This window comes from Propionibacterium sp. oral taxon 192 str. F0372, assembly GCF_000413315.1.
Taxonomy (GTDB): Bacteria; Actinomycetota; Actinomycetes; order Propionibacteriales; family Propionibacteriaceae; genus Brooklawnia.
In genome coordinates, this window is the sequence record NZ_KE340297.1 from 251,849 (window position 1) to 277,236 (window position 25,388).

General features: G+C 63.2%; 21 protein-coding genes and 1 tRNA gene. 7 read left to right on the top strand and 15 right to left on the bottom strand.

The features are described from left to right. Positions 1-91 precede the first annotated feature (91 nt). Genes HMPREF1531_RS01210 through ord form a run of 7 tightly spaced genes read right to left on the bottom strand, consistent with a single transcriptional unit; the run spans position 92 to position 7,986 of the window. A complete protein-coding gene (locus HMPREF1531_RS01210) occupies positions 92-1,174 on the bottom strand; it encodes an alanine/ornithine racemase family PLP-dependent enzyme (RefSeq protein ID WP_016668065.1) in 1,083 nt (360 codons plus the stop codon). Between the two features lie 13 nt (positions 1,175-1,187). Then, entirely contained in the window at positions 1,188-2,561 is a 1,374-nt protein-coding gene (locus tag HMPREF1531_RS01215) for a glutamate mutase L (protein ID WP_016668066.1), read from the bottom strand. After that, entirely contained in the window at positions 2,558-4,780 is a 2,223-nt protein-coding gene (gene oraE, locus HMPREF1531_RS01220; RefSeq protein WP_016668067.1) for a D-ornithine 4,5-aminomutase subunit OraE, read from the bottom strand. The genes HMPREF1531_RS01215 and oraE overlap by 4 nt, the downstream gene beginning before the upstream one ends. Further along, on the bottom strand, positions 4,773-5,165 hold the full coding sequence (locus tag HMPREF1531_RS01225) for an ornithine aminomutase subunit alpha (RefSeq protein ID WP_016668068.1): 393 nt from the start codon (positions 5,163-5,165) through the stop codon (positions 4,773-4,775). Before HMPREF1531_RS01225 ends, oraE begins: the two co-directional genes overlap by 8 nt. A gap of 1 nt (position 5,166) precedes the next feature. Beyond that, positions 5,167-6,603: a 2-amino-4-oxopentanoate thiolase subunit OrtB gene (ortB, locus tag HMPREF1531_RS01230; protein ID WP_016668069.1), complete on the bottom strand. Its 1,437-nt coding sequence runs from the start codon at positions 6,601-6,603 to the stop codon at positions 5,167-5,169. After that, complete coding sequence (gene ortA / locus HMPREF1531_RS01235) at positions 6,600-6,899, bottom strand: 2-amino-4-oxopentanoate thiolase subunit OrtA (RefSeq protein ID WP_016668070.1); 300 nt, start codon at positions 6,897-6,899, stop codon at positions 6,600-6,602. Before ortA ends, ortB begins: the two co-directional genes overlap by 4 nt. Positions 6,900-6,939: 40 nt before the next feature. Then, a complete protein-coding gene (ord, locus tag HMPREF1531_RS01240; RefSeq protein ID WP_016668071.1) occupies positions 6,940-7,986 on the bottom strand; it encodes a 2,4-diaminopentanoate dehydrogenase in 1,047 nt (348 codons plus the stop codon). 565 nt (positions 7,987-8,551) lie between these two features. On the opposite strand from ord, the gene HMPREF1531_RS01245 reads away from it, so the two are divergent. After that, complete coding sequence (locus HMPREF1531_RS01245; RefSeq protein ID WP_016668073.1) at positions 8,552-9,556, top strand: AsnC family transcriptional regulator; 1,005 nt, start codon at positions 8,552-8,554, stop codon at positions 9,554-9,556. A 1-nt stretch (position 9,557) separates the two neighbouring features. On the opposite strand, the gene HMPREF1531_RS01250 is transcribed toward HMPREF1531_RS01245, so the two are convergent. Then, positions 9,558-11,297 carry a DUF6297 family protein gene (locus HMPREF1531_RS01250; RefSeq protein WP_016668074.1) on the bottom strand — a complete coding sequence of 580 codons (1,740 nt, stop codon included), beginning with the start codon at positions 11,295-11,297 and terminating at the stop codon, positions 9,558-9,560. Next, entirely contained in the window at positions 11,294-11,983 is a 690-nt protein-coding gene (locus HMPREF1531_RS01255) for an ABC transporter ATP-binding protein (RefSeq protein ID WP_442852408.1), read from the bottom strand. Before HMPREF1531_RS01255 ends, HMPREF1531_RS01250 begins: the two co-directional genes overlap by 4 nt. Before the next feature lie 471 nt (positions 11,984-12,454). Here HMPREF1531_RS01255 and HMPREF1531_RS01260 point away from each other — a divergent pair, with 471 nt between their 5' ends. Together HMPREF1531_RS01260 and HMPREF1531_RS01265 are read left to right on the top strand one after the other, a co-directional pair. Beyond that, positions 12,455-13,156, top strand: coding sequence for a demethylmenaquinone methyltransferase (locus HMPREF1531_RS01260; RefSeq protein ID WP_016668076.1), 702 nt, complete (start codon positions 12,455-12,457; stop codon positions 13,154-13,156). Beyond that, a complete protein-coding gene (locus HMPREF1531_RS01265; RefSeq protein ID WP_016668077.1) occupies positions 13,141-14,973 on the top strand; it encodes a TM0106 family RecB-like putative nuclease in 1,833 nt (610 codons plus the stop codon). Before HMPREF1531_RS01260 ends, HMPREF1531_RS01265 begins: the two co-directional genes overlap by 16 nt. A 15-nt stretch (positions 14,974-14,988) precedes the next feature. Here HMPREF1531_RS01265 and menD read toward each other — a convergent pair whose 3' ends face one another. Genes menD through HMPREF1531_RS01285 form a run of 4 tightly spaced genes read right to left on the bottom strand, consistent with a single transcriptional unit; the run spans position 14,989 to position 19,611 of the window. Further along, entirely contained in the window at positions 14,989-16,524 is a 1,536-nt protein-coding gene (gene menD, locus HMPREF1531_RS01270) for a 2-succinyl-5-enolpyruvyl-6-hydroxy-3-cyclohexene-1-carboxylic-acid synthase (RefSeq protein WP_016668078.1), read from the bottom strand. Continuing rightward, positions 16,521-17,510, bottom strand: coding sequence for an o-succinylbenzoate synthase (locus HMPREF1531_RS01275; protein WP_016668079.1), 990 nt, complete (start codon positions 17,508-17,510; stop codon positions 16,521-16,523). Before HMPREF1531_RS01275 ends, menD begins: the two co-directional genes overlap by 4 nt. Next, the gene (locus tag HMPREF1531_RS01280; RefSeq protein WP_016668080.1) at positions 17,507-18,385 is read right to left on the bottom strand and encodes a 1,4-dihydroxy-2-naphthoate polyprenyltransferase; all 879 of its coding nucleotides are present in this window, start codon (positions 18,383-18,385) and stop codon (positions 17,507-17,509) included. The genes HMPREF1531_RS01275 and HMPREF1531_RS01280 overlap by 4 nt, the downstream gene beginning before the upstream one ends. A 50-nt stretch (positions 18,386-18,435) precedes the next feature. Further along, a complete protein-coding gene (locus HMPREF1531_RS01285) occupies positions 18,436-19,611 on the bottom strand; it encodes an AMP-binding protein (protein ID WP_051123304.1) in 1,176 nt (391 codons plus the stop codon). Between HMPREF1531_RS01285 and HMPREF1531_RS01290 the strand changes: the two genes are divergently transcribed. From HMPREF1531_RS01290 to HMPREF1531_RS12650, 3 genes are all read left to right on the top strand, one after another. Continuing rightward, positions 19,598-19,843, top strand: a complete 246-nt coding sequence (locus tag HMPREF1531_RS01290) for a PLD nuclease N-terminal domain-containing protein (RefSeq protein ID WP_036897958.1) — start codon at positions 19,598-19,600, stop codon at positions 19,841-19,843. The genes HMPREF1531_RS01285 and HMPREF1531_RS01290 overlap by 14 nt on opposite strands. A gap of 134 nt (positions 19,844-19,977) precedes the next feature. Next, positions 19,978-21,222: an MFS transporter gene (locus HMPREF1531_RS01295; protein WP_198011053.1), complete on the top strand. Its 1,245-nt coding sequence runs from the start codon at positions 19,978-19,980 to the stop codon at positions 21,220-21,222. Between the two features lie 113 nt (positions 21,223-21,335). Further along, a complete protein-coding gene (locus tag HMPREF1531_RS12650) occupies positions 21,336-22,250 on the top strand; it encodes a PRC-barrel domain-containing protein (protein WP_016668083.1) in 915 nt (304 codons plus the stop codon). Positions 22,251-22,353: 103 nt separating this feature from the next. Here the strand turns inward: HMPREF1531_RS12650 and HMPREF1531_RS01305 are convergent, their stop codons facing one another. Together HMPREF1531_RS01305 and HMPREF1531_RS01315 are read right to left on the bottom strand one after the other, a co-directional pair. After that, positions 22,354-23,364: a cation diffusion facilitator family transporter gene (locus HMPREF1531_RS01305; RefSeq protein WP_016668084.1), complete on the bottom strand. Its 1,011-nt coding sequence runs from the start codon at positions 23,362-23,364 to the stop codon at positions 22,354-22,356. 228 nt (positions 23,365-23,592) lie between these two features. After that, positions 23,593-23,668, bottom strand: a tRNA-Lys gene (locus HMPREF1531_RS01315). Between the two features lie 276 nt (positions 23,669-23,944). Here HMPREF1531_RS01315 and HMPREF1531_RS01320 point away from each other — a divergent pair. Beyond that, on the top strand, positions 23,945-25,378 hold the full coding sequence (locus HMPREF1531_RS01320; RefSeq protein ID WP_016668085.1) for an SH3 domain-containing protein: 1,434 nt from the start codon (positions 23,945-23,947) through the stop codon (positions 25,376-25,378). The last annotated feature ends 10 nt before the right edge of the window (positions 25,379-25,388 follow it).

Genomic DNA, 25,388 nt, shown 5'->3' on the forward strand with positions numbered 1-25,388 from the left:
CGACGCAACATGGTTGGGCCTCACCCTGGTGGGCTGTTGGGCCATGGCTGGGCACGCCAGCCGATGTGGGATCCTCTCGGTGGGTGGAAGCTCATGATCCATTCACCGCCACGGTGTGCACATGAATCGAGGTGCTAGCCGCCAGCAGGGCCGAATACTGCGGCCAGAACCCGATCTCATCGCCCAGATGCACCGGTGAGGCAGCATCGGTGACATCAAGGATGAGGTGGTCGCTGCTGGCACCCAGCACGATGATCCCCAGGTCAGTGGGGGTGATAGCCTCCGGCACAACGTCCTGACGTCCCAGATTGCAGATCGCCCTGGTTCGCACTCCCCGGTCGACGAACTCGGGATGGTTGCCGAAGGCATCCTGACCGGTTTCCCCGAGGGGCACCGAAGGCTTCCGGGCCACCTCGATGACCTCGCCCACCACACGGACCGTGTCCTGGCGGGTTCCCACCCAGGCCTCTCGATCGAGGGTGTTGCGTCCCAAGATGATCGATTCACCAAGCCGCAGCTGGTTGATCCCGGCAGGCATGTCCCCGCTGGCCATCAACTCCAGATTTGCGCTATTGCCGCCCGACACGATTTCCAGCGGCAAACCAGTCGCCTCGCAGCACTGGTCACGGACTTCCAGGAGTTTGGTCATATTCGTCACCGAGGGCAGCACCCCGCCGTAGCAGGCCAGGTTCGTACCTACCCCGACGAGTTGCACATGGGGAAGTCGGCTCATCGCCACCGCCTCCTCGACGGCGCGATCAGGCCATACCCCCTCGCGGAGATCGCCGACATCGATCATCATCACCACCTGGTGCTCGACTCCGGCGGCCTCGGCGGCCCGGGATAGTGCGGCGACGGTACTGCTGGAAGAATTCAGCGAACAATCGGCCCACTGGACGGCCTGGGCAGCGCTTCGCGGGGTCGGTGAGCGCAGCAGCAGGCGTGGCCCCGCGAAACCCGATTCGGTCACCCTTTTCAGGTTGTCGATGCGGGAATCTGCGATCATCGTAACCCCCGCCTGCATCAAAGCCCTCAGCAGTGCCGGGTGAGCGTTGAGTACCTTCGTCACCGCCGCTACTTTGATGCTGTGATCGGCACATTGCCCGATCAACGCTTGAGCATTCTCGGCGATGCGGTCGACGAAAATCTCCAGCCTCGGTGTGGGCGCGTACATGATTTCTCGCTGTCTACTCGGGGGCCCGGACGGTTTCGCCGGGGATCACATCAGCGCTGGCCACCCATGCCGAGAAGGTGGCCGCGACTTCTTCGGGATAGGACTGGGCTACCGTCCCCAAGGCGGAGAAACGGTAGTCCCGGTCAATGAGGATGGCGGCCTCCGGGGGTGGCAGCAGTCTGGCCCCTGCACCCAGCCGGATCCCGGCCAGAATCTGGGCCCCACCACTGACCTTGGTCAGAGCCCCGCCGGTACCGACTACCCACTGCACCGAGGTGAGATCTTTACCACGCACGATCTGCTTCTTGCCGGTGGGGGTGAACAGATCGGTAACCGAACCTGCGTGACGACGGATCCCAACCTCCACGGCCCGTTCGGCAAGCCACCTGGTGAGGCTCGACTCCTGCTCGTCGTTGGGAATCGCCCTCAGGAACTTCAGCCGCTCCTGTTCCTCCGGGTCACCGACCATCGCCGTGATCTGGTGGGCGTTGACATACACTCCGAGATCCCCCTCGACGGTGCGCTTGGCACGCGGCTCGGGATCCAGTGAGCGACTAGTCCACTCGGCGCTGCCATCGGTGACCGAATGGATGTCGGTGGTGGCGCCACCGACATCGATCACTAGGGCATCGCCCATGGTCCCTGCGAAGATCTCGGTGGCCAGCAGTACGGCTCCCGGGGTGGGCAGGATGTCGTGATCGGACACCTCGGCAAGGGCCGCCATTCCCGGGGCCTTGGTGATGTGCTCGTTGAAGACCTCGTGAATCAGGGCGCGAACCGGCTCGATCTGCAACACATCGACGTCGGGGAAGACGTTGTCCGCGCACATCAACTGCACGCCCGCTTCCTTGAAGATGTCCTGCACCCGTCGGCGCACCGCGGCATTTCCCGCATAGACCACCGGTGCCGACAGCCCTGCCGAGGCAAGTTTCCTGGCGTTGTCCAGGATGATCTGTTTCTCCCCGTGATCTACCCCGCCGGCCAGCAGGACGATGTTCGGGTCGAGTTCGTGCAGATCCTCCAGGTCGTAGGAGTCGATCGCCCCGACGGTCACCTGACCGACGATGGCGCCAGCCCCCAGGGCCGCCTCCTTGGCGGCCCTGGCGGTCATCCCTCGAGTCAGTCCGTGGACACTCATCCGCAGCCCACCGGCAGCCGAGCTGTTGACGAAGATCTCGGCCGCGTCCAGGTCGAAGACCCGGCCGTTGACCGTCATCTGCTCGTGCATCTGCTCCAAGGCCGCCTGCACACCCACCCCGACATCACCGTCGGATACCGAGGTGGGTGCGAAGCCCTGGCCGACATGGTGCAGCAGACCATCTCTCAGCTCGAAGGCATTCGCCTTGGTGATCGTCGAACCAATCTCGAGGGTGACCACGGGCTTCATGCGTCGGCAGCCTCCTTGACCAGGTGCCGCTCCCGCATGGTGCGCACGATGGCGTCGAGCACATCGATGCCCTTGGTGCCCCGGCCGAAGGTGGCATCCAGACCGGTTTCAGCTGCCATTTCGCGGCTCACCTGGGTGCCACCGGCGATCAGCACCATCTTGTCGCGGATGCCGCGCTCGACAGCCAGCTCAGCCAGCTTCTTCATCATCGTGCGGTGCACCTCGTTGTGAGAGATGACCGTGGAGATAAGAATGGCATCGGCACCAGATTCGATAGCCGCGTCGACCATCTTCTCCACTGGCACAGAGGTTCCCAGATAGCGGTACTTGACGCCGTATTTCTCCAGGCCACCGTGCTTGATGTCGAGAATTTCACGCAGCCCGACGCTGTGCTCATCCTCGCCGACCGTACCGGCCACGACGTTGATCCCGTTCTGGTTCACTACCTGGCGCAGTTCCTCCTCGGGCAGCAGTTCGACCTTCTCCGGAATCTTCAGCTGGGTCTTGTCGATCTCGAAGCCGACGTGGCCCTTCACCTCGACGAAACATCCCTCGGCGGGCTGCAACACTTGCAGATTGACGACCTCCGGTTCGTTCAGACCCATCCGCTTGGCGGTCTCCAGAGCCGCCTCACGAGCGATGTCCGCGTTGTCGGGGAACATCAACTGGAGCAGCGCCACTCCGTCACCAGCCCACTCGGCCTCCGGGCGCAGCATGGTGCCGGAACGGTAGGGAGCGGTACGAGCCAGGCGTGCGTCGACCGAATCCTGCGGATCAAGCTCGTCGATGTAAACGATCTTCTCCGGGTTGGTCAAGGTGTCCCCACCGATCAATTCGCTGGGATCGGTGACACCTTCGGGCAGATTGTTGTACCCGAAGTGGTCACTGACCGGAGCCAAGTAGTCGGGGTCGCGCTCCACGACGGTGTCGGCGGCCACGCCACCCGACCCGTCACGGGCAATGCCGTCGTGGTTACGCTCTGGGAACAATGCAGAATCGACGAAGAAGCCCTTCTCGACGGCGGCGAAGTAACCACCCGCGTGGACCATCTCGGCAAGGAAGCCGATGGCGCGTTCCTTGATATCGCGCACCATGGTGCCCAGCGGGCCTTCCCGGTTGATGGTCAGCAACTGCTTGATCCCGTCCAGAGCCGCCCAGGTCTGTTTCACGGTCTGCACACCGCGCACCGAGTTGTAGTGCCACGGCAGGTTGCGGCCCTCATCCGGGGTAATGGTGGACTGGATGTCCGCGCTGGTCAGCATGGAGATCATGGTGTCCACGACATGGGTGCGGATGGCTTCTTCGATATCAGACTCGATATAGCGGGTGTTCTGCTGGGCTCGCATCCGGTACTCGGAGAAGAAATCGCGTAGGGCAACCGCGTAGGGCAGGTCGTACCACAGCTTGGGAGCCGGTGGGGCACTCGGGGGGACCGTCGACAGACCGATCAGATCGGTGGGCATCCCGACGAGCACCGAGAACATTGAATTCAACCCATGCTGCACCATCAGCTCGGGCATCACCTTCCAGCCGTGCCGGGCAGTGGCATTGGCGTTGTGGGCACCGTCGATCTGGAAGATCCGTGCCCCGCTCATCACCTTCTTGGCCTCGGCTGCATCGACGAAGGAACGATACATGTTGATATTGCGGTACAACACGTTGTACTGGGGATCCTGATGGGCCCCATTGACGCCCTCCTCGGCGAAGAGCACCGCAACCTCAGGCCCGGCGACCCCGGACACATAAGAGTGGAAGTTGATCGGCCGCCCGACCTCCTGCTCCACCAGATCGCATGCCTTGCGGGAGGCACGCAACTGCTTGCGGGTGATCGGTACCCCGCCGATGCCCTCGGGAGTGCCCTCCATCAGCCCGTCGATGTGGGACTGGCCGGTGGTGCGGATCACCATGATGTGGTCAGCACCATTCCACGCGGCCATCCTCATCCGCCGCAGGTCGTCCTCGAAACGACCGGATGCGATCTCCGAGGTCACCACCGGGGAGGGCTGTGGATCGACACCCTCGAAATACTTCGCGGCAGGCATCGGCACCGAATTGGTCAGCGGCTCGGACATGTCGTGGTAGTGGAAGCCACCCATGTCGACGCCCTCGTCAGGACATACCCGCCAAGTCCAACCCTTGCGGGGTGGGTGATAGTCGGCCAGGTCCTGCATGATGAGGTCGATGTCGAGCTTCTCGTTGGGGTCCAAACGATCAGTCATTGCGAGCTCCTTCGAACAGACCGGTCAGCACACCGGCATCGGCGGCAATCCGGGTGGCGGCCTCGGGGATGGTGATCTGGTCGCGCTGCGAGACCCGCAGTACCGCGTGCCCGGCTCCCTTGCCGAGTAACCCGGCCTGCAGCACGTTCTCGACCACCGCGTGGGTGGTCACCGAGTCAACCCCCATCCGCAGCAGCACGGAGCGCTCGATCGAGGGTGAGGTGTGGGTCCGGGCAAGCTCGACGATGGGGGTCATCACCTCCTTGCACAGCTCCCAGAACCGGGCTTTGAGAGCCTCGTCGTCCATCGTCGCCAGTTCCTGGCGCAACACCTCGAAGCGAGCTTCACGCTCCTGCTCCTCGGTCGTCGGGTCGGTGTCTTCCATGTCAGTTCCGTCCTGTCGATGTCGCTCCACCGGCACCCAGGCCGGCTGCGATCTCCTGCACATGTTCGGAAGTGGTGTTGGCATCTTCCGCAAGGAAGTTGATGTCAACCTCACTCCACTGGTCGACGGGCAGCACCGATGCCGCATGCTTGATGTAGCTCGCGCGCATCCGCTCCAGATCGAGAGGTTTCCCAGCCACTTGGTCCAGCCTCTCGGGGATGACGATGGTTCTGCCCGGGACGTTATCCGCGGGGTCCCCGCGGCGCACTTCAATGCCCCGGCTGCGGGCGAAAGACAACTGGGAGTTGTGGTGTTTACCCGCCCCGGTGTACTCGGTTTCCTGCACGACGATGATCTGATCCTCATCCATCTGACGGGCTAGAGCCACCGCCGCAGTAAGGCTCGTGTTGCCGGCAGGGCCGCGCTCCAGCCCTTCCATCTTGGTAAGCAACTCGGTCAGGTAGAAGACCTCACCCTGAGTCACCAAGTGGTAGCCGTCCATGTAGCGCAAGGCACGAGCCGCATTGCGGGGCACATCCACTCGGTCAGGCCAGGTGGCGAAAGGAACCCCGAAACCGGTGTGACCGGTGGTGAACGACTTGTTGTTGAAAGCGGTGTCGGAGGCCATGTGGAGTCCCGACAGATCCACCGAGACCGCCATCACCGTGGTCTCCTCGGCGCCCACCCGGCGCAGGCCGCGGGCTGTGCCGGTGAGGTTACCGCCGCCTGCATTGGTGACCACCACCACATCGGGAGACTTGCCGTACCTGGCCTGCACCTCCTCACCGATCTCCGCACCCAGGGTCTCCACACCCAAGATCCCGAAGGGCGTGTAGAGGCTGGCATTGAAGAATCCGGTTTCCTCCAAAGTGCGCAACAACACGTAGAACAGTTCCGGACCAACGGTCAGTTTGAGTACTTCGGCCCCATAGGCCTCGCAAGCCCGGGACTTCTCGACGATCTCGGGCTGCCCAATACGCTGGGAATCGTAGACCTCCTGAACGACGATGCATTTCAGGTTTCGCTGGGCTGCCTGGGATGCGACCGCAGCACCATAGTTGCCGCTGGTGGCGGTGACCATCCCCTTGAAGCCTTTGGACTGGGCCTCGAAAGCGCTGATTGAGGCGCGCCGAGCTTTGAAACTGCCGGATGCATTGGCTGCCTCGTCCTTCACCAGGATCCGGGCTCCCTTGCCAGGCTCCGAGATCCGGCGCACCGCCTCGGTGAGACGCCGCAACTCGTGCAGCGGCGTCCCACCGACTTTAGTCTCGCGCTGGATGGCGGTGATCTCCTCCAAGGAGTATCCCGAGGAGTTCATCATGGCTTCGTAGTCGAAGGCGATCGGGCTGAGGTTGAACTGATCGTAGTCCAGCCCCAGTGATGACCTCATGATGTCGTTCTTGCGGGCCATCACGGCCTGGTAGGAGTTGTCCGTCACGACTCGTACTCCGTTCCGATGGTTAGGATTTCTGGGACGGTGTCACCGAAGCTGTGCGTGTATCCGGGGTTCACCCGGTTGAGGACACCGGAGTGCTGACGGCCGATGATGGTGTTGATCACGACCTCATCACCCACCTTCGCATCCGCATCAAGGAACCCGTCGATCCACTCCAGCAGCGGAGTACAGGCGGTTTCCTGGGGAAGACCGGCCGCACGTTGGTCGGGGGTCAGAACTGTTCGTTGGATCTCGACCCAGGTGCCGGCCGGCACCAGATCATCCGTTGTCCCCTGCATCGGGACTCCTCCTATTCCTGAGCTGTGATGGCCCGGCGATTCACCGGCGGACGTAGGCAGACGGCCCCATCAGGGCGTTGGGCGAGGGCAGGTCGATGACACGCTTGAGGCCCGGGGTCGCCTGGAAGATGCGCGGAATGGTGTTCACCGCCATGCCCGCGGTAGAGATGCCGCCGGCAATCTCTGGGCCAGTGGACATGTGGATCTCCGGCACACCGAAGATGGTGATGTAGTCACCGGTCGCCTGATCCTCAGCCTCGGGCGCGACCTGCTGGGGATGGTTGAGCCGGATCACCTCGGTGTCGCCACGGTAGCCGATGGCGACATGGTTGCATCCGGCGACCATGCCCGGCTCGATGACCCGGTCGCGAGCCTGACGGGTGACCTTGCTGACGATCGGGTCGATGGTCTGTTCCAGGCGATCCACGCCCAGGCCCAGGGCGTCGCTGATCAGCCGCACGGATTCAGGGAATCCGACGTGGCCGACAATCGAGCCATCCGCCACACCGGCCCGGAATTGCTCCGGAGTGGTCCCCACACCCTGGGTGCGCAGCACCGTCTCGCCGTAGGGGCTGAGGTCGTTGATCCGGCTGGCCTCGATGCGCTCGACCTTCTGGCTGCCGGAGGTCAGCACGACGATCAGATGATCGAGGACGAATCCGGGGTTGACGCCGACGCCGACGATGGATACGCCGTGCTGCTTGGCCAAGGCATCGATCTCCTCGGCGATTTCGGGGTTCTGCGCCTCGGGAGCAGCCATTTCCTCGGCGATGGAGACAACATTCACCCCGGCCGACAGGATGGTCTTCAGATCGGGCAGCTGCTGTTTCACCCAGGAAGTGGTGGTGATGGTCACCACGTCGGCATTCGTGCTGGCCAACAACGCTGCTGGATCGGTGGTGATGGTCACCCCGGTGGGTTCGCCACCGATGACCTCGCAGATGTCTTTGCCCTCCAGGTCCGCCCGGATATCGACGGCGCCTACCAGTTCCAGCCCCTCCTTTTCGAGGATGAGCTTGGCGACGCCCTGGCCCATGGCACCGAGGCCCCACTGGACCACCCGGATACGGTCACTGTTCTGGTTCATTTGCTCCTCCTTGAGCGTGTGCACTCGGCGTTTCCGGGCGCACGGATGTGTCAGAACGACCCCATGTGGGTCTTCTGCTGGATGAGTGTGTTTGGGTGCGCGAACAATCTGTCAGAGAGGCCAGACCTCGACCAATCAGAAGCGAAGCTGCTCCCACAACGGTGGGCGCGGACACGTTACGGGGATGATTCCAGTCATCGCACAACTCTCCCTCAATGACTCATCCATCGACTGGGCCAGCCAAACCCTGTGCCGACGAATGTTTGGTACGACATCTTCGTCACGACCAGAATTGCACGTTGTGCAGTACCAATTCCTCCATACCGAAGGATCACCACTTCTTGGCATCCCAGAGACGCGAATCGCCCACATATCATCATTCCAACGAAGGAGTTTCCCAGATCGGGAGGTGCTCAGATGAACAAGGAGATTGACAGTGCGGGCGGACACAGCACATGCAACCGCTGGTGGGACCCGCACGGGAATCCGGTACCGTTGGGCACCGCCATTTGGTGGATGCGGTTAACCCCCACCTCGGATTCCTGCTTCACCCGGGAGGTCGTCCATGGATGAGACCGATCTGAAGATCGTCAACCTGTTGCAGATTGATCCCCGGATACCCTGGGCCCAGGTGGGACAGATCCTCGGCATCTCCCCGACCACCGCATCCCATCGGTGGGCTCGGCTGAACGCCGAAGGCCTGGCATGGATCACCACCCTTCCAGCCCTGGACCAGCAGCTGAGCGCCATCGTCGAGGTGGATTGCATCACCGAGCGGCTCCCACCAGTGATCAGCGAATTGTGCCGTCACCCGATGATCCTCAGCGTCGACGAAACCACCGGGGAACGCGATCTGCTGCTTACCATCAGCGCCCCGGACATGCCGACCTTCACCACGCTGATCATTGACTGGATCGGCGGGCTCGACGGGGTACATGGCACCCGAACCTCCCTGATCACCGACGTCATGGTCGGCACCGAGTCGTGGCGGATGAATGCGGTCAGCCGAGACCAAGCCATGCAGGCCGCCAAACAGGTTCCCAGGGAGCGGGTGAACTCCCAGGACCTCGATCTGGCCCTGGCCCAGGCGCTGGCCACCGATGGCCGACGCAGCGTCGCCGCGTTGGCCACCGACCTCGACAGCCCCACCACCACGGTCCACCGCAGGCTGCAGCGGCTACGAGCCAGTCACCGAATCGCCATGCGCTGCGATGTGGCGCCCGAATTCACCGGATGGCTTTTGGAGTGCACCTGGCTCACCACGGTCGCCTTCTCCCACAAGCCCAGGATCATGGAATTGATCCGTGGCCAGCGGACATTGCGGTCGTGCATGTGGTTGACCGGAGCGAACAATCTACGGCTCAACCTGCGGGTAGCCCACCACAGCGCGATCTCGGATGTCGAGGCCTCCATCGCCGCAGCCATCCCGGGGCTGGCCCCCGCGGAAACAATCGTCCACATGCGAAGCCACAAGTCGATGGGGTGGCTGTTGGATTCCCGGGGATGCTGTTCCGGTGAACTCATCATGCCCTATTTCGACCATGAGCCAAGGCGGAGTAGCACCGAGTGAGTCAGCGCCGGGTGCGGGTGTAGGTGATCTTCTGCTTGCCGGAGGACTGGGAACGCAGCGCGGCGAGTTCCTGGCGGGCCTCCAGGTTGCGTTCCATCAGTTCCTCGGCATTCAGATTGAGCTGTCCCGAACGCAGCACCAGATAGGCGATGACGGCAATCGCCACCGAGATCAGCGGACTCCAGCCAATGATCAGCGGCAGGGTGATGATGGCGACCATGTCAATGCCGCGGAACATGTTGAACATCAGCCCCGGTGGCATGGCGCCCATGCCGGTAGCGACCATCGGCATGGAGTAGTCGGCCGGACGGGCACTTACCCAACGAATCGCCCCGACGTACCCGGCCATTGCGGTGACGAATCCCTGGGCCGCCCCTATGGGTCCCATCGGGTGGGAACCGAGCAGGACGAAACCGGGCGTGACAAGCAGGGCCCAGCCAATGGCAAGTGCACCGGGAAGCGTCGTCAATGCGGTATTCAATTCGGAGGCCGACATCGGGAAGCACCGGGCGAGACCCTTGGTCCGGTTCACCACGCGCATCGAATCGAATAGCGGAATCATCACGAAGACCAGCACCAGCCCAGCCAGAGCCGGGGTCAGATTGCCCAACCCTATGGACAACAGTGCATAGGGCACAATAATCGACAATCCCAGGGTGACCAGTCGCCCCGGACTACGTCGCAGTTTGCGGATCTCACGTGACACGATGGCCGCAGTTCCCACCGCCCGGCCACGTTCAGGGGTGACATTGCCGTGTTCCATCCAGCGGCGTTCGACCAGGATGTCGCGCATCAGGGCGAAGTCCAAGGCGAAGGCCGCGCCCTGCAAGCCGCTGAGCAGGTCTCCCCCACTAACCAGTCGAGCCCGGCCGACACCCCCGAGGTGTATACGTCCCGCCAGGGCACCACCTACCGCGCCGGTGATCCCGATCCCCAGCACGATCCACCCGGCAAATTCGGTGTGCGCCAAGTCCAGGGGAAGGTTCAGCCATCCGGCGGATACCGCAATCATGGCCAACAGGGTGGCTGTGGCGACAATGATCCAAAAGGACTGCACCACCCGGACGAAGACCATCCGGTCGGCCGCCTGTTCCTGGGCGCACAGCCCGACGATCCCGGCTGCGAGTCCTCCGGCACCCAGCGCCCACAGAACTACCGCATACCAAGCCAGGCCCGACAAAAGCAGCACCAGGGCGCTGACAGCCGCACCACCGGTAAAGGCAAGCGCCACGACCGTCCAAAGTCGACGGTTGAGCACCCGGGAACGCCGGATCGGAGCATCAAGCAGCCAAAATCCTTCCGCCGCGGAGGCAGTAACCGGGCCGAAGATGCGGCACAGGCTGACGGTGGTCGTCGCCACCGCAGCAGTCATCAGCCATGGCAGCAATCCGCGGGAGGTTGTGCAGGCCTCGGTGCCGCAGCCTGCCGAGGACTGCTGAATCGACATGATGCCCGAAACCACCATGGCAAGGATCATCACTACCGAGAACAGGGCAACGTAGGAGTCGGTCACCATATCCCACAACGACCTGGTTGCCCGACCGCGACGCCAGTCACGCATCAGCAGCCGCAACTGGCGTTCGTCAGTCTGGGCGACCTCGTAGTCCTCGACATCGGCAAAATCACCCGCGGGCTCCCACTCGGAGCTGGACAATTCCTCCTCGACCGGCTCCGGCAGCGGAGGATTCTGCGGCCGGTTGGGTTTCGACTGGCGTCGGCGCCGTTTCGAGTTCGCGCTCACAACGCCTGCTCCGGTTCGACCAGGGATTCGTTGGTCTCGGATTCGTCGCCAAGGCGCACGATGCGGGCTCCCATGGCCTTGACCAAGCGTGGTTCATGGGAGGCCATGACAATCGCCAGCCCCTTGGTCATCTCGTGGGCGAGTCGTTTGCCGAGCCAAGACACTCCCTCAACGTCGAGACGTTGCTCGGGTTCGTCCATGATGAGCAACTTCTTCGGCCTCACCAACGCGGTAGCCAATGCCAAGCGGCGGCGCTGCCCCGACGACAAGGTGCCCGGCAGCTGCCCAGACTGAGGAACCAACTGCACTTCGGCGAGAATCTCATCAACCAGGTCATCCGGATCCACCATGCCATGTGCCCGGGCCAGCAAGTCGAGGTGCTCCACCACCGACAGGTCAGGGAAAAAATCGAGATCGTCGACAATGGTAGCCACATCGGTACGGAACTGCGGGTCGGTCTCCGAAGCCTTACGGCCCAGCACCTCAACCCGTCCGGAGGTGGGACGATCAGCGCCAATCAGGCACCGCAAAACGGTTGACTTCCCGGATCCGTTGCGCCCGGTAAGGGCAATGGCTTCACCGGCACGCACCGTGAGGTTGAAACCGTCGACGACGACATGGTCACCGTATTTCTTGGTGAGGTCCGAGACCTGGAGAACCTTCTCGCGTTTGGCCATGTCCTCCATTGTGTCCCGGTCACCGGCCGGACGCACCTCAAAGGCATCCTCACAGCCGTCGGTTGCCGGGTCGGTCCGGGACCACCGTCGCGGTCCCGGACCGAACTGCCGAGTGCGCGAGGCGGCCGCGTGTGGCTGGTGGATGAGGGAGGTCATCCATCGCGACCTGCCCGAACCGCAGACCGGACCAGGACCGTCCCGTCTGCGGCCCCGTCGGACGACTCCGACACACGCATGGACGACATGACCATGAAGACTTCTTCTCATGAGTCCATACCCGGGCCTCGTTGACCCGCCCCGACGTCGGGCTGCCCAGATGGACAATCCAGACCCGATGACCACGGCGAGCCGGTGAGCAACGTCGAGTTTCGGTCCGGCTCCTGGTCTCCCAGTCACGGTTGCGGGTCAGCCCGGGAATCGCACCCGGTTCTCCACACGACGTGGTACAAGCTTAGGCCTAGCGGCGGACTGTGGCAAGGTATGCGGGTGGCCCAACGCGCAGACCTGAACAAGGAACCCGAGGATATCGCCGGCATGTTCGATGACGTGGCCCGGCGCTACGACCTGATGAATGACCTGCTGACCTTCGGTCAGGTACGGCTGTGGCGCAGAGCAATGTTGCACGCAATCGCGCCCTCACCTGGTGAATTGATCCTCGATTTGGCAGCCGGCACCGGCACATCTTCGCTGCCGCTAGCCAATGCCGGGGCCGTGTTGTTCCCCACCGATTTGTCCTTGGGGATGCTGCGCCAAGGCCATCGGATGCACCCCGGGCTGCACTTTGTCGCCGGCGATGGGCTGCAGTTACCCTACAGGGATGATTCCTTCGACGTGGTCACGATCTCCTACGGACTGCGCAATGTCCACGACACCACCGCCGCGCTGCGCGAGATGCTGCGGGTCACCAAACCGGGTGGCCGGTTGCTGATCGCTGAATTCTCTCGTCCCACCTGGACGCCATTCCGCGCGGCCTACACGTGGTACTTGGGCAATGTCATTCCCCGCTTTCAGCGTGCCTCCTCCAACGCCTTGGCCTACGACTATCTCGCCGAGTCGATACTCGCTTGGCATGACCAACCGGCCCTGGGTGCCATGATGCTCGACGCCGGGTGGGTCGACGTCGTTTGGAAGAACCTCACCGGTGGCATCGTCGCGATACACCGCGGATGGGCCCCGAAATAGACATGGATGCAGACCCAGGCCCCGAGCAGGCCATCCTGCTCGACGCTCATGCAGCGATCCGTTGCCCGGTCAAGGTACACAACCACCACGACCCCACCATCACCCGCCAGGATGACGAATCCCTGGCCGCACACGACGGTGCCCAGACCGCTCAGGCCTGGATGACCAACCATGAATTCGTTGACAAGGTGCTAGACATCCTCGCCTTGACCCCCGAGGCCGTCGATCTGCGCGACCTAGCCTGCGAGGACCCTCAGGTGCGCTCTGCAGCAACCCGTGATGCGGTGGAATCCGGGGTCTCAGTGATTATCGCACCCAGGCTTCCGGTCGACCGGGCAGGGGCACGCCGCGGTTCACCCCCGCTGCTGGTACGCGGCGCCGACACTCCCGAGGGGGAACCTGGTTACCTTCCCGTCCAGATCCACGATCACCGGGTGCTGGAGCGACACAACCGTTCTTGGACCATCTGTGTCTCACCGCTCACCACTCCCCTGCACACCGACCGGATGGGGATGATCGATGCCCGAATGCGCAGCGGGCGGGAACAGGACATGATGTTGATGGCTCACTACTGGCGGATGCTGGAGGCCGCCGGGTGGGCTTCCTACGGGGTGCCGTGGGCAGGGCTGATCGGCCAGGACCAGTTGGTGCGCACCATCGTCGCAACCCGCCGCCACGAGGGCGAGCCCGCACTACGGCTGAATACCTCGCATTGCTCCTCGGTGGTGCTGGGCATCGTGTGGGTGGATCTGGTGGCCAAGCAGATCCGTACTTTCGCCCGCTCGTCGAAGACTGGTTGGAAGTCCCGCTCGGCCTTGGAGCGCTACGACCACGAACATGCCTTCCGAGTCTCGGTGGCCCGCAACGCGCTGCGTCGTACCGGAGCCCCCGATGATCCGGCGCCGATGGTTTTCCCGATTCACATCAAGGAGTGCGCTTCCTGCCCGTGGTGGCCGGTGTGTGCCCCGACAATGGGTGCCGACGATTTGAGTCGCAGCATCGACAAGTCACCGCTGGACGTACGAGAAATCACGGTACTGCGTTCTATGGGCATCTCCTCGGTGAATGACCTCGTCGAAGCCGATCTGGAAGCGCTGATGGGGGATTATCTTCCGGAGGTCTCGCACCGCGACGGGGCTGAGACCAGGCTGCGTCTGGCAGCACACCGGGCAAACCTGATTGCCTCGGGCATCGAACTGGAACGCACCAATGACAAACCGATGCGCCTGCCGGCCAGCCGCATCGAAATCGACTGGGATATCGAGGCCGCCCCAGGAGACCGGATCTACTTGTGGGGCTTCTTGGTACGTGATCGGGAATGTCTCGACGACCACGGTCATTACGTGAGTTTTGCCCGTTTCCGGGAGATTGATTCCGAGATCGAGAACGAACTGGCCATTGAAGCGATGACCTGGCTCAACCAGATACTGGACGCGCATCCCGATGCCAGGATCTACCACTACTCCGACTACGAGATGGTGCACCTGACGAAGGTTGCCCGCTCCAGTGGGCATCCACAGGTGATCCGCGGGCTGGAACGAATGCGCCGGGCCCATTTCGACCTGTTCTCGACGATGCGACGCCACTGGTTCGGCGTCCACGGATTGGGGCTGAAGAGCGTGGCCCACGCTGCCACCGGCTTCGACTGGCGCGATGAAGCCCCCGGGGGTCTCAATTCACAAATGTGGTTCCTGGAAGCGCTACGCACCACCGATCAACAAGCCCGTTCCGAGACCATGCAACGAATCCTCGACTACAACGAAGACGACGTCCGGGCGACGATGGCGCTGCGGGACTGGCTGCGCACCCAGGATTGATGACTAATCCACGGCTTAACGCCCGGTGGCATCCACCACCACGACACCTCGTTCCGGCAGACGACCAGCGGCAACCGCTCCGGCGGCCTCGTCGAGACCCAGTCGCGTGACGGGCCACTCAAAACTCTCGGCGATGGCTCCCAGGTCGCGGCGGTGCGGCATCGCGAACATGGTCTCGAAACTATCGGTCTCGGCGACCTCCAAGTCGGAGAAGATTGCGCCTCCATCGTCGTCGATGACGATGAGCCGCACCGGTGGGAGTGGTTGACCGGAGGGGATATGCAGGGAACCGATGTCGTGCAGGAAGGTCAGATCACCCATCACCGCGGTGACCGGCTGGCCGGTGGCCAAAGCGATACCCATCGCGGTGGCGATGGTGCCGTCAATCCCCGCCAGGCCACGATTCGCCCAGCATCGGGTGGTTGATTGGACCGGAATCCGGGCCAGATCAGCATGCCGGATGGTGTTCGATGCACCCCACACCAAGTGGGCAGGCTCGGCGGCAACCACCGCCGACATGAGATTCCGCAGCCGTTCTGCGATCCCGGTTCGGGTGGCGAGTTCCTGCTCGGTACGGCGGTCAGCCTCCTGCCAGGCGGTCAACCAAGCGGTATCGCCTTCCGGTATCTGCACGGCATGGGTGACCAGCGACACCCGGTGTCCCGGATCCACCCAGCGAGCCCGGTCAGTGACCGCGATGATCTCCACATCGTCCCGGCACAGCATTCTGTTAACCGGGCGCGACAAGGTGGGATGCCCGTACACCAGGACACGGCGGATGGCGTGGCCTAGATCGGTATCAAGCAGTTCTCGGTAAGTGCTGATGGCATTGTCGCCAACTCGGGCATTGGATGAGGGTTCGGCCAGCAGCGGCAGGCGTGCCCTTTTGGCCAGTTGCCCGGCTGCTGCCCCGGCGGTAGCAGATGCGTCACCCACCAGTACGACGGTCTCGTCCACCGACTCCAGCATGGTTGGCGGAGCGGGTGGACCGGGAACGATTCGTGGGGCGACAGCCCGATGGTGAGCGGTACCCACCAGGGGGAGGCCGAACATGGCGTTGATCTGAACCGGGCCAGGGTCACGGGTCAGGGTTCCCAGCGCGGAGTGAACCACCCTGGCGATGGCTTGCGACCAGGCCGCGGGGGTGGCGTCGGTGGAGGACAGGAGAGCGGCATCAACCAGGCAGTTACCAAAGATCCCGGTTTGATCGGTGGTCTGGTTCGCCCCGGTGCCGATCAGGGGCAGCGGCCGGTCGGCGCTCAACACCACCAGCGGAATCCCGCTGTGGGCGGCCTCCAGGACGGCCGGGTGAAGATTGGCGACGGCAGTACCTGAAGTAACTACAATCGCGGCGATACCTGCTGCCCGCGCCAGGCCCAGCCCCAAAAATCCGCCGCTGCGTTCGTCGGTGCGGGTGTGGACGGTCATCGTAGAGGCCGCAGCAGCCAGGGCAATTGGGGCGGAACGCGATCCGGGGCAGACCACCATGTGGCGGACTCCCACCGCGGCAAGAGTTTCCACGATGACCGAACCGAGCAGTGGAGAACTCACGATTCCTCCTGTTCCGCGGAATTGAACTGTCTGGCGAGATCAAGGCAGCGTTCCAACCGGTCACGCCACCAGCGGGTCGTCGTCCGGTCGGCTTTCAAAGTAGCGGCCCGCTGGTGGTCGACGACGGGTCTAGGCCCGATCTCCAGGTGACCGTCGCGGGCAATCAGGGAAGAGGTGACGACATCGTCGGTGAACAACCGGGCGGTGTTGATGCCGCAGGCATGGTCCAGCACCGGCAGCGCTGCGGCCAGTCTCAGCGAATCGTACAAGCCGATGCTGGTCTCCAGCGCCGAGGAAACGACCATCGGTAGTCCAAAGTCGGCGAGTTCCAGGCAGCGACGCCACCCTCCCAAGGGTTGGTTCTTGATGACGAGCAGATCGGCGGCATTGCGAGCCACCACCAGGTGTGGGTCTGCGGCCCTGCGCACGGATTCATCGGCGGCAACCGGTACACCAACCCCTTTATGAGCGAGCATCTCCCGGAGCTCGGCGAGTTCGTCGACGCTGGCGCAGGGTTGTTCCACGTATTCCAGGCCGATCCGGGCCATGGACGTGATCGCCTCGGCAGCACGGATCGGGGTCCAGGCGCCGTTCGCATCAATGCGGATGCGACCCGATGCCCCGAGGGCATTACGCACCGCATCGAGCCTGGCAAGATCATCGGCTTGGCTGCTGCCTGCCCCGGCAACCTTGACCTTGGCAGTGGTGCATCCGGCTGCGCTCACCAGTTCTGCGGCCCGGGAAGGGGACACGACAGGGATTGTGACATTGACCGGGACCCGTTCGCGCACGATGACGGGATCGTCGGTGAGCAGGGCTGCGCACAACCACGTGGCGGCCTCCCGGTCGCCATACTCCGGGAAGGGGCTCCACTCGCTCCAACGATCTCCGCGGCGCAGCAGCATCCCGTGGCGCACGTCAATGCCCCGGAAGCGAGAACGCATGGGGATGGCATAGACGATGATCTCGTCGAAGGGCTCGGTCATGCTCCGATCAGCGCCCCGGCATATAGCCCGATTCCGGCGGCGAGCTCAGCGAAACCGGTGAGTTTGAGGGTGCGCACCAGCGCCATGCCCATCGCTCCGGACAGCACATTGCGGATGGCAGGTACCAAGAAAACCAAGGCTCCCAATCCCAGCAGGGTCCACCAGCCCATGACGACGGCATGCGCAACTAAGCACATCACGGCAACGATGCCCAACACCAAGTACAGCAGCCGTGAGTTCCCATCTCCAAGCATGGTCTCCAGGGTGCATTTGCCAGCCTTTGTGTCGGTCGGGATATCGCGCAGATTGTTGCACACCAGCACCTGGCAGGCCATCAATCCCATGGCCGTGGCAGTGGCCCAGGTGATCGCGGGGAGTTCGCCTAGCTGGGTCCACGTGGTACCGCAGGTGGCGGCCAAACCGAAGAAGATGAAGACGAAAACCTCGCCCAAACCGCGATAGCCGTAGGGATTGCGGCCCCCGGTGTAGTACCAGGCAGCCAGAACGCAGGCCACGCCAATGGCAAGCCACCACCACTGGCCGCTGAGTACCACCAGCCCGCTACCAAGCACCATGGCGATCCCGAAGCAGCCGAAGGCGGCTCGCTTCACCTGAGCAGGGGCAGCCGCTCCGGAGCCCACGAGTCGTTGCGGGCCGACGCGGTATTCATCGGTGCCCCGGATCCCATCGGAGTAGTCATTGGCGTAGTTAACTCCGATCTGCAAAGCCAGCCCCACGCCCATGGCGAGCAGCGCCCGGACCAGAACGAAACCGTCGTGGCCGATGGCAACCGCGCTTCCCGCAAAGACCGGAGCGATGGCTGCCGGTAAGGTCCGCAGGCGAGCCCCCTCCACCCATTCGGCGACGCTGGCCACCCAATCCTCCAATCACACCCCCGACGCCCGTGCGGCATCGTCACAACGATTCATCCTGCCAGATGATCGCTGGTCATTCCCTCCCGGGTGGCGGCCCGCTCAACCAGCGCCCGGCGATTGATCTTCCCGCTGCCGGTCAATGGAAGGGCTCCGAGGAGGAGTTGACGCGGCAGGGCTGGGGCACCGAGGTGGGGCCGTAGTCTGTCCCGCCACTCAGCCAGAGTGCCGTTCGGGGCTGCCAGCACGACGCGTTGCCCCCATTCGGCATCCGGCACCGCGACCACTGCCAAGCCAGGACCGATCCCATCAAGCAGGCGCTGCACCTCACCTAAGTCGACATTGACCCCACCGGAAATCACGACATCGTCAAGACGCCCAAGCACCTGCAAGCGCTTTCCCTTGGGGCCGCAGACCCATGCTCCGCGGTCGTTGGTGATCAAGCGGCCATCAACGAAAGTGCGGGCGGCAAGATCGGGGGCGCCAAGGTAACCGGTGGCCAAAGCGGGAGTGGCGATGGTGATCCGGCCGTCGACGATGTCGATGTCCACTCCAGGAAGTGGTTCCCCACTGTAGGCCACTCCCCCGCAGGTCTCACTCATCCCATAGGATGTGACCACCTGAACCCCAGCTTGACGAGCATTTTCCAGCATCCATGGCGGGCAGCTTGCTCCACCAGCGATCACCATGTCGAACGCGGTGAGCACCTTGCACAGCGCCGGATCCGCGAGTCCCCGGCGCAGTTGAGTGGGCACCACGCACAGGGCGTTACGGCCCGGGGCGGGTTCGAGATTGCTCAGGTCCGGAGATGCGATGCGGAATCCCCCACCGTGAAGGTCGTCGAGGTGCCCGCGCACCAAGGCCATAATCCCCGCCACATAGTGCATCGGCAGCGCGCAATGCCAGGTGAAGGAGCCGTACTGGGTGCGGAATCCGTCGGCCGCTGCGATGAGCGCCTCGCTGGACAACACCACCAGCTTCGGCTGCCCGGTAGATCCGGAGGTACCGACCACCACCCCAGAATCGATGGGTGGTTCCTCATCGACCCGGTCGAGAGCGGCCGCGGTAGCCTCATCACCGATCGGCGCCAGCACCGTCTGGCCCGCTAGGACCCCGCCGAGTAGTACCGGTACTTCCTCGGGACGGCATCTGGTTAGCACATCGCCATCGTAGCTTTTGGTGACCCGCGCACCGACGCTGACTATGCTGGTCGGTGTGGCACGCTTCATTCCGGTCATCGTCCTCATTGCGCTGACCATCTACTGCACCATCGAGGTGGCCCAGTCTGGGCAACTCGACGTGCGTGTCATGCCGCGTTGGCTGTGGGCGGTGGTCGTTATCACTCTGCCTGGGCTGGGCCCGCTGGCTTGGCTGATCTTCGGTCGCCCTCGCCCCGGTGCATCCGGTCCGACCCAACCACGAGCCCCCGATGACGATCCCGATTTCCTCAGGGGATTGTGAGGGCCATTCCAGGCTCCCAATACTTAGCGTCTACTTAGCGTCGCCGAACTTGCACCACGGCACCCCGCCGGGTCATTCCCCGGAATCCGGTTCGCCTAGAAGGCTTCAAGCGTAGGCTCCCAGTGATGTCAGCGATCTTCTCGTCATTGGCTGTTCGCAACTATCGGATCTACTTCTCAGGGGCTCTGGCCGCCAATATCGGTTCCTGGATGGGCCGCACCGCGGTTTCCTGGCTGGTGCTGGTGGAACTCACCGACAACTCAGCCTCTGCCCTGGGCTGGGTGACGGCGATCCTCTTCCTCCCCGGGCTGGTGCTCGCCCCGCTCACCGGGTCGCTGGCCGACAGATTGCCGAAGCTGCGCATCTTGATGACCACCCAGATGCTCTATTCCCTTAATTGGGGGCTGCTCAGTCTGCTCGTACTGACTGGACGCATCGAATTGTGGATGGTCTATGCGATGACTGTGGTGGACGGGCTGGTGACGGCCTTCGATAACCCGGCCCGGCAAGCCTTCGTTTCCGAGATCGTGGATATCACTGATCTGCCCAATGCGGTGGGGCTCAATTCCACTTCTTTCAACACCGCCCGGCTCATCGGCCCGGGACTCGCCGGGGTGCTCATTGCCTTGACCGGGACGGGGTGGGTGTTGCTGCTGAACTCCACCACCTTCGTCGCGATGTTGATCGCCCTGGCCTCAATGCGCACTGGCGAACTCCATCCAGCACCGGTCAGCAGGGGGCGAGGCAAGGTCCGGGAGGGACTACGCTATATGCGACGGCGCCCCGATCTGCTGATTGTTCTGGCCTGCGGGGTTGCGGTGGGGGGCCTCGGTTTCAATTTCACAATCACCAATGCTGTGATGGCCACCTCGCTGTACGGGAAGGGACCCGGCGAGTACGGGATTCTCGGTTCGGCAATGGGCTTGGGTGCGCTAGGGGCGGCCTTGTGGTCGGCCGGGCGCGGGACACCACGGCTACGCTACGTGCTGGGCGGGATGGCTGGGTACGTCGTGTTCAACTTCGCCGCTGCCATATCGCCCAGCTACGAGCTCTTCGCCATCCTGCAGGTGCCCGTCGGACTGGCGGCCATCACGACCCTGGTCACCGCGAACACGATGCTGCAGGCGGGCACGGCAGAACAGATGCGTGGGCGGGTGATGGCCCTGTGGTCGGTAGCCACCCTCGGCATGACCCCACTCATCTCCCCGGTGGTGGGCTGGCTGGGCGACAATGCGGGACCGCGGTGGACGGTGCTGTTCGGAGTGATTGCAGTTGCCGTTTCGCTCGTGACGATCTATTTTTACGTAACCCGGCACGACAAAATCCGGCTGCGTCTCGACCGTCGTCGGCGGGGATGGTTGCGGTTGGACCGAAGCTAAGGCACTGAGAACATCCCAGCCGTACCGCCCCTGTGATCGAGTTCCGGGGGCCCGGCACGGTAACCTCTTGCGTGGAACGCCTCACGGGGCTGTAGTACGAGAAAGGGATGCGAATGGCGGACAACAGCTACGATGATCTTTTCGATGCCGATGTGTTCGACATGCACGGCACCCGCATCGGCCCGGTCGGGCAGGTGTACCTGGACGACCAGACCAAGATGGCCACCTGGATAACGGTCAAGACGGGACTGTTCGGGCTGAAGGAAACCTTCACGCCATTATCCCGGGCCATCATCGAACGTGGGAAGGTGACCATCCCCTACGATGCGCAACTCGTTAAAGGTGCCCCACGAGTCGATCCGGACAAGCACCTTGATGCCGCCGAGGAGGCGGAACTCTACGCGCACTACGGAATCACCAATGTCATGGCGGTGGAACCGAGCATGCTCGACGAACCGGAGACCGCCCCTGTCGTTGACTCGGCGACCGAGGCCGTCATCCCTGTCGGCGAGCCCGGACCAGTGGAGGAAGACGCCGGGATGGCACCCTCCCGGGGCATGACGGGTGACCCCATTACTTCGGTCGGTACAACAGCCGACGCCGGGGCTGTCGGCATTCCCGAGGCTTTCGTTCCGGATGTTTCCGGATCCGAGCCTGCTGCCAGCACCGGCACCGGGATTGGCAGCGACTCTCTGCTCGACGGCCCGGTTGCCGCAGATTCCTTGACCAGCGAACCACTGGCCGGCGGACCCCTGATCGAAGAATCGCTGGAGGAAACCGCCGTCGCGATTCCGACAGTCACCGAGTCACTGGCAAGCGAAGCACCTTCTACACCGATCCCGGCCACCGAGGCCACCGTCCGCCATTCGACAATCGAGAAGCTGACCAGGGCCATCGACGAGATTGAGGACAGCCTGGCCGATGACACAACCGAGCACGTCGCGGTCGAGGACAGCCTGGCCGATGAAACAGCACAGCGCAGCGCGGTCGAGGCCCACGACTACTACAACGAGGCCAAAGAAGATTGATCCCACGCCGCGCACCATGTTCCCCGGGGAGCTCACCTCACGCAATATGGACCGATGGGATCCCGTCTTCGAGTACCCAGCAGCCACACTGCAGGGGCCAGTCTCAGAAGTCGTGGGCGTCCTCGTAAGAGCGTGGATCCTCAATGGGCTCTAAATGAGCACCGATGCGCAGGTCGGGCGCGATTTCCACTAGCCGGTCGATGAGATCCTCGGTGAAGTCGTGTCCCTTGCGCACCGACCAATCACCGGGCACCAGCACATGGAGATCCATGAACTGATGGTTACCGGCCTGCCGGGTGCGGATCGCGTGAAACTCGATCTGACCAGCGACCCTGGTGCGATCGAGTTCCGCATCAAGAGCCTCGAAGATCTCCGACGGCAACGCGACGTCCATAAGTCCGTCCACCGAACCTTTCACCAGCCCGAAGCCGGTCCACAGTATGTTAATCCCAGCCAACAGGGCGACGATGGGGTCGAGGATAGGCAGGCGGGTAACTGCGACGAGCGCGACGCCCAGCAAAACGGCCCCTGATGTGATGACATCGGTAAGCAGGTGGCGTCCATCGGCAACCAGGGTGGCCGAGCCGTGGGTGCGTCCGGCTCGGAGGATGACGAACCCGGCGGCACCGTTGACCACCGCCGCGACGACAGAGATTGCCAACCCAATACCGAGTTGTCTGGGCATCGCCGGGGTGATGATCCGCTCGACGGCTGTAGCGATGATGAGTGCAGCTGCGACGAAAATCATGACGCCCTCAACCGCCGCGGAGAAGTATTCCGCCTTGGAATGCCCGAAGGGATGACCATCATCAGGTGGGCGGACCGCGATCTTGAGGGTGATCAGCGCAATGATCGCGGCCACCAGATTCACTAGGGATTCGGCTGCATCGGACAGCAGACCCACCGATCCGGTGATCCAGGCCGCTCCCGTTTTGAGGACGATGGTCAACAGCGCGACAGCGATGGACAACCACGCATAACGGCTGAGGTCGGTGGGCGGCGCGTAGCGGGGAGAAACCGGCGAATTGGGAGTCACGTCATCAATTGTCGGTCGCAGGCGACGAAGCCGCGAATCCTGGGAGTCAGATCCGTCATGAGCTGTTCGCGGTGACACCGTACGCGCCTGAGCGGTCCCCTTCCACCGAGGCCGACATCCTGGCATGACCTGTTCCAGCATCCCCACAAGGCCGCCCCAGTGCGATCGGGCCGATGAATGCCGCTGATCTCGTGCCGATGCAGCGCCATTGCGAGCCGCAGCCGAGGAGTACATCTTTTGTGTACACAATCACGACCGGGCTGACCGAGATCCACCAGTGATGGAAGTCTCCCTGCACCAGAACAATGGTGCGCCCACAGGGGCTCGAACCCTGGACCCGAGGATTAAAAGTCCCCTGCTCTACCAACTGAGCTATAGGCGCGCGCCCCACAGTCTAGCCACAACGGAGGCACCTTCACCTCCACCGTTTAAATCCCTCAACCTCAAGTTTCAGTTGAGCTGAATGAACCTTCTAATATCCCCTTGTCACTGGCGATTTGAAGGGTTGGGCGCTCTCAGTTGGGCTCGCGTTCTGCGGCTCACGGCACCTACCGTCGGCGTCGTTGGCCTGGGACAGTGGGCGTGGTCCGATCGACGGATCGAGTTCGACGGATCGAGGAAGCCGCCCATCCTCCCAGTGCCGGAAAGGACGACAACCGTGCTCCAGTTCAGAGCCAGGAAGACCCTTGCTGCATTCACCGCAGCAGGAGCCCTCGGGATCGGCGCCATCGCCGTTCCCCAACTCGCAGTTGCCAATTTTGGCACGCTGTCGGCAACCACATCGGTGAACGTGCGTGTGGAGCCGGCCATGTCCGCTGAGATCATCGGTACCTTGTCGGCAGGTGAGCAGGTTGAGCGCCGCGGTGATCCCAAGGGTGATTGGACGCCGATTACCTACAAGGGCCAAGACGCCTGGATGTACACCGAGTACGGGTCGCTGGGCACCACCAACTCTGCATCACAGGGCACCTCGACGGTCAACACCGCCGTCAATGTGCGAGCCGGCACCTCCACGCTGACCACGGTGCTGGGCACCCTGAACGTGGGTGACACCATCTCTGTGACCGGCGATCCGGTAGGCGGCTGGGTGCCAGTGTCCTACCAGGGGCGCCCGGGCTGGGTCTACGGCGCCTACTTGTCGACCAACACTTCAACCGATGTGGCACCAGTGGGCAACGGGGCCGACGCTGCACCCACCGAGACCCCTGCCCCAGCATCTGAAGCTCCCGCGGCACCGGAGCCCGAGAAGTCCGAGGAGGCTGCTCCCAGCACTTCTGTCGCGACCGGCACCGCCTACGCAACCACCGCAGTCAACGTCCGCAGTGGTCCTTCGACCAACGACCGGGTGCTCACCGTGCTGAACACCGGTCAGTCCATCGAGACCCGTGGTTCTGACCAGAACGGTTGGACGCCGGTGCTGTGGAATGGTACCGACGCCTGGATCTCTTCCCAGTATCTGACCGACGATGCATCGTCGATCGACACCGGTTCCGGACAGACCACCACTGGTTACACCACCACTGCGGTGAACCTGCGCACCGGCCCGTCCCTGGAATACCAGATCATCCGGGTGCTGGATACCAATACCGAACTCGCCCTCACCGGAGTGACCCAGGACGGTTTCTCCCAGGTGGATATCGATGGGCAGAAACGGTGGGTGTCAACCGCCTATATCTCCTCCTCCAAGACCGAGAACGTCCCGCAGCCCCAAGGCCTGGCCTCAACGGTGAACGTCAACTCCTCCTCTGGGGCCGCCCAGCAGGCGCTGCAGTTGGCACTGGGACAGGTGGGCAAACCCTATGTGTGGGGTGCCACCGGTCCGGACAGCTTCGACTGCTCAGGCCTAATGGTGTGGGCTTACAGCCAGGTAGGGGTCTCGCTGCCCCGCGTCACATGGTCGCAGATGAGCTACGGCACCGAGGTCTCGTTGTCCGATGCCCAGCCCGGTGACCTGATCATCACCAGTGGTGGCGGTCACGTGGGTATGTACATGGGCGATGGCCAGATGGTCCACGCTGGTAACCCTGCCGTCGGCGTGCAGATCACCAGTGTCTCCTATTTCTCGGTGGTCACGGTTCGCCGCGTCGCTTGAGATCAAGACC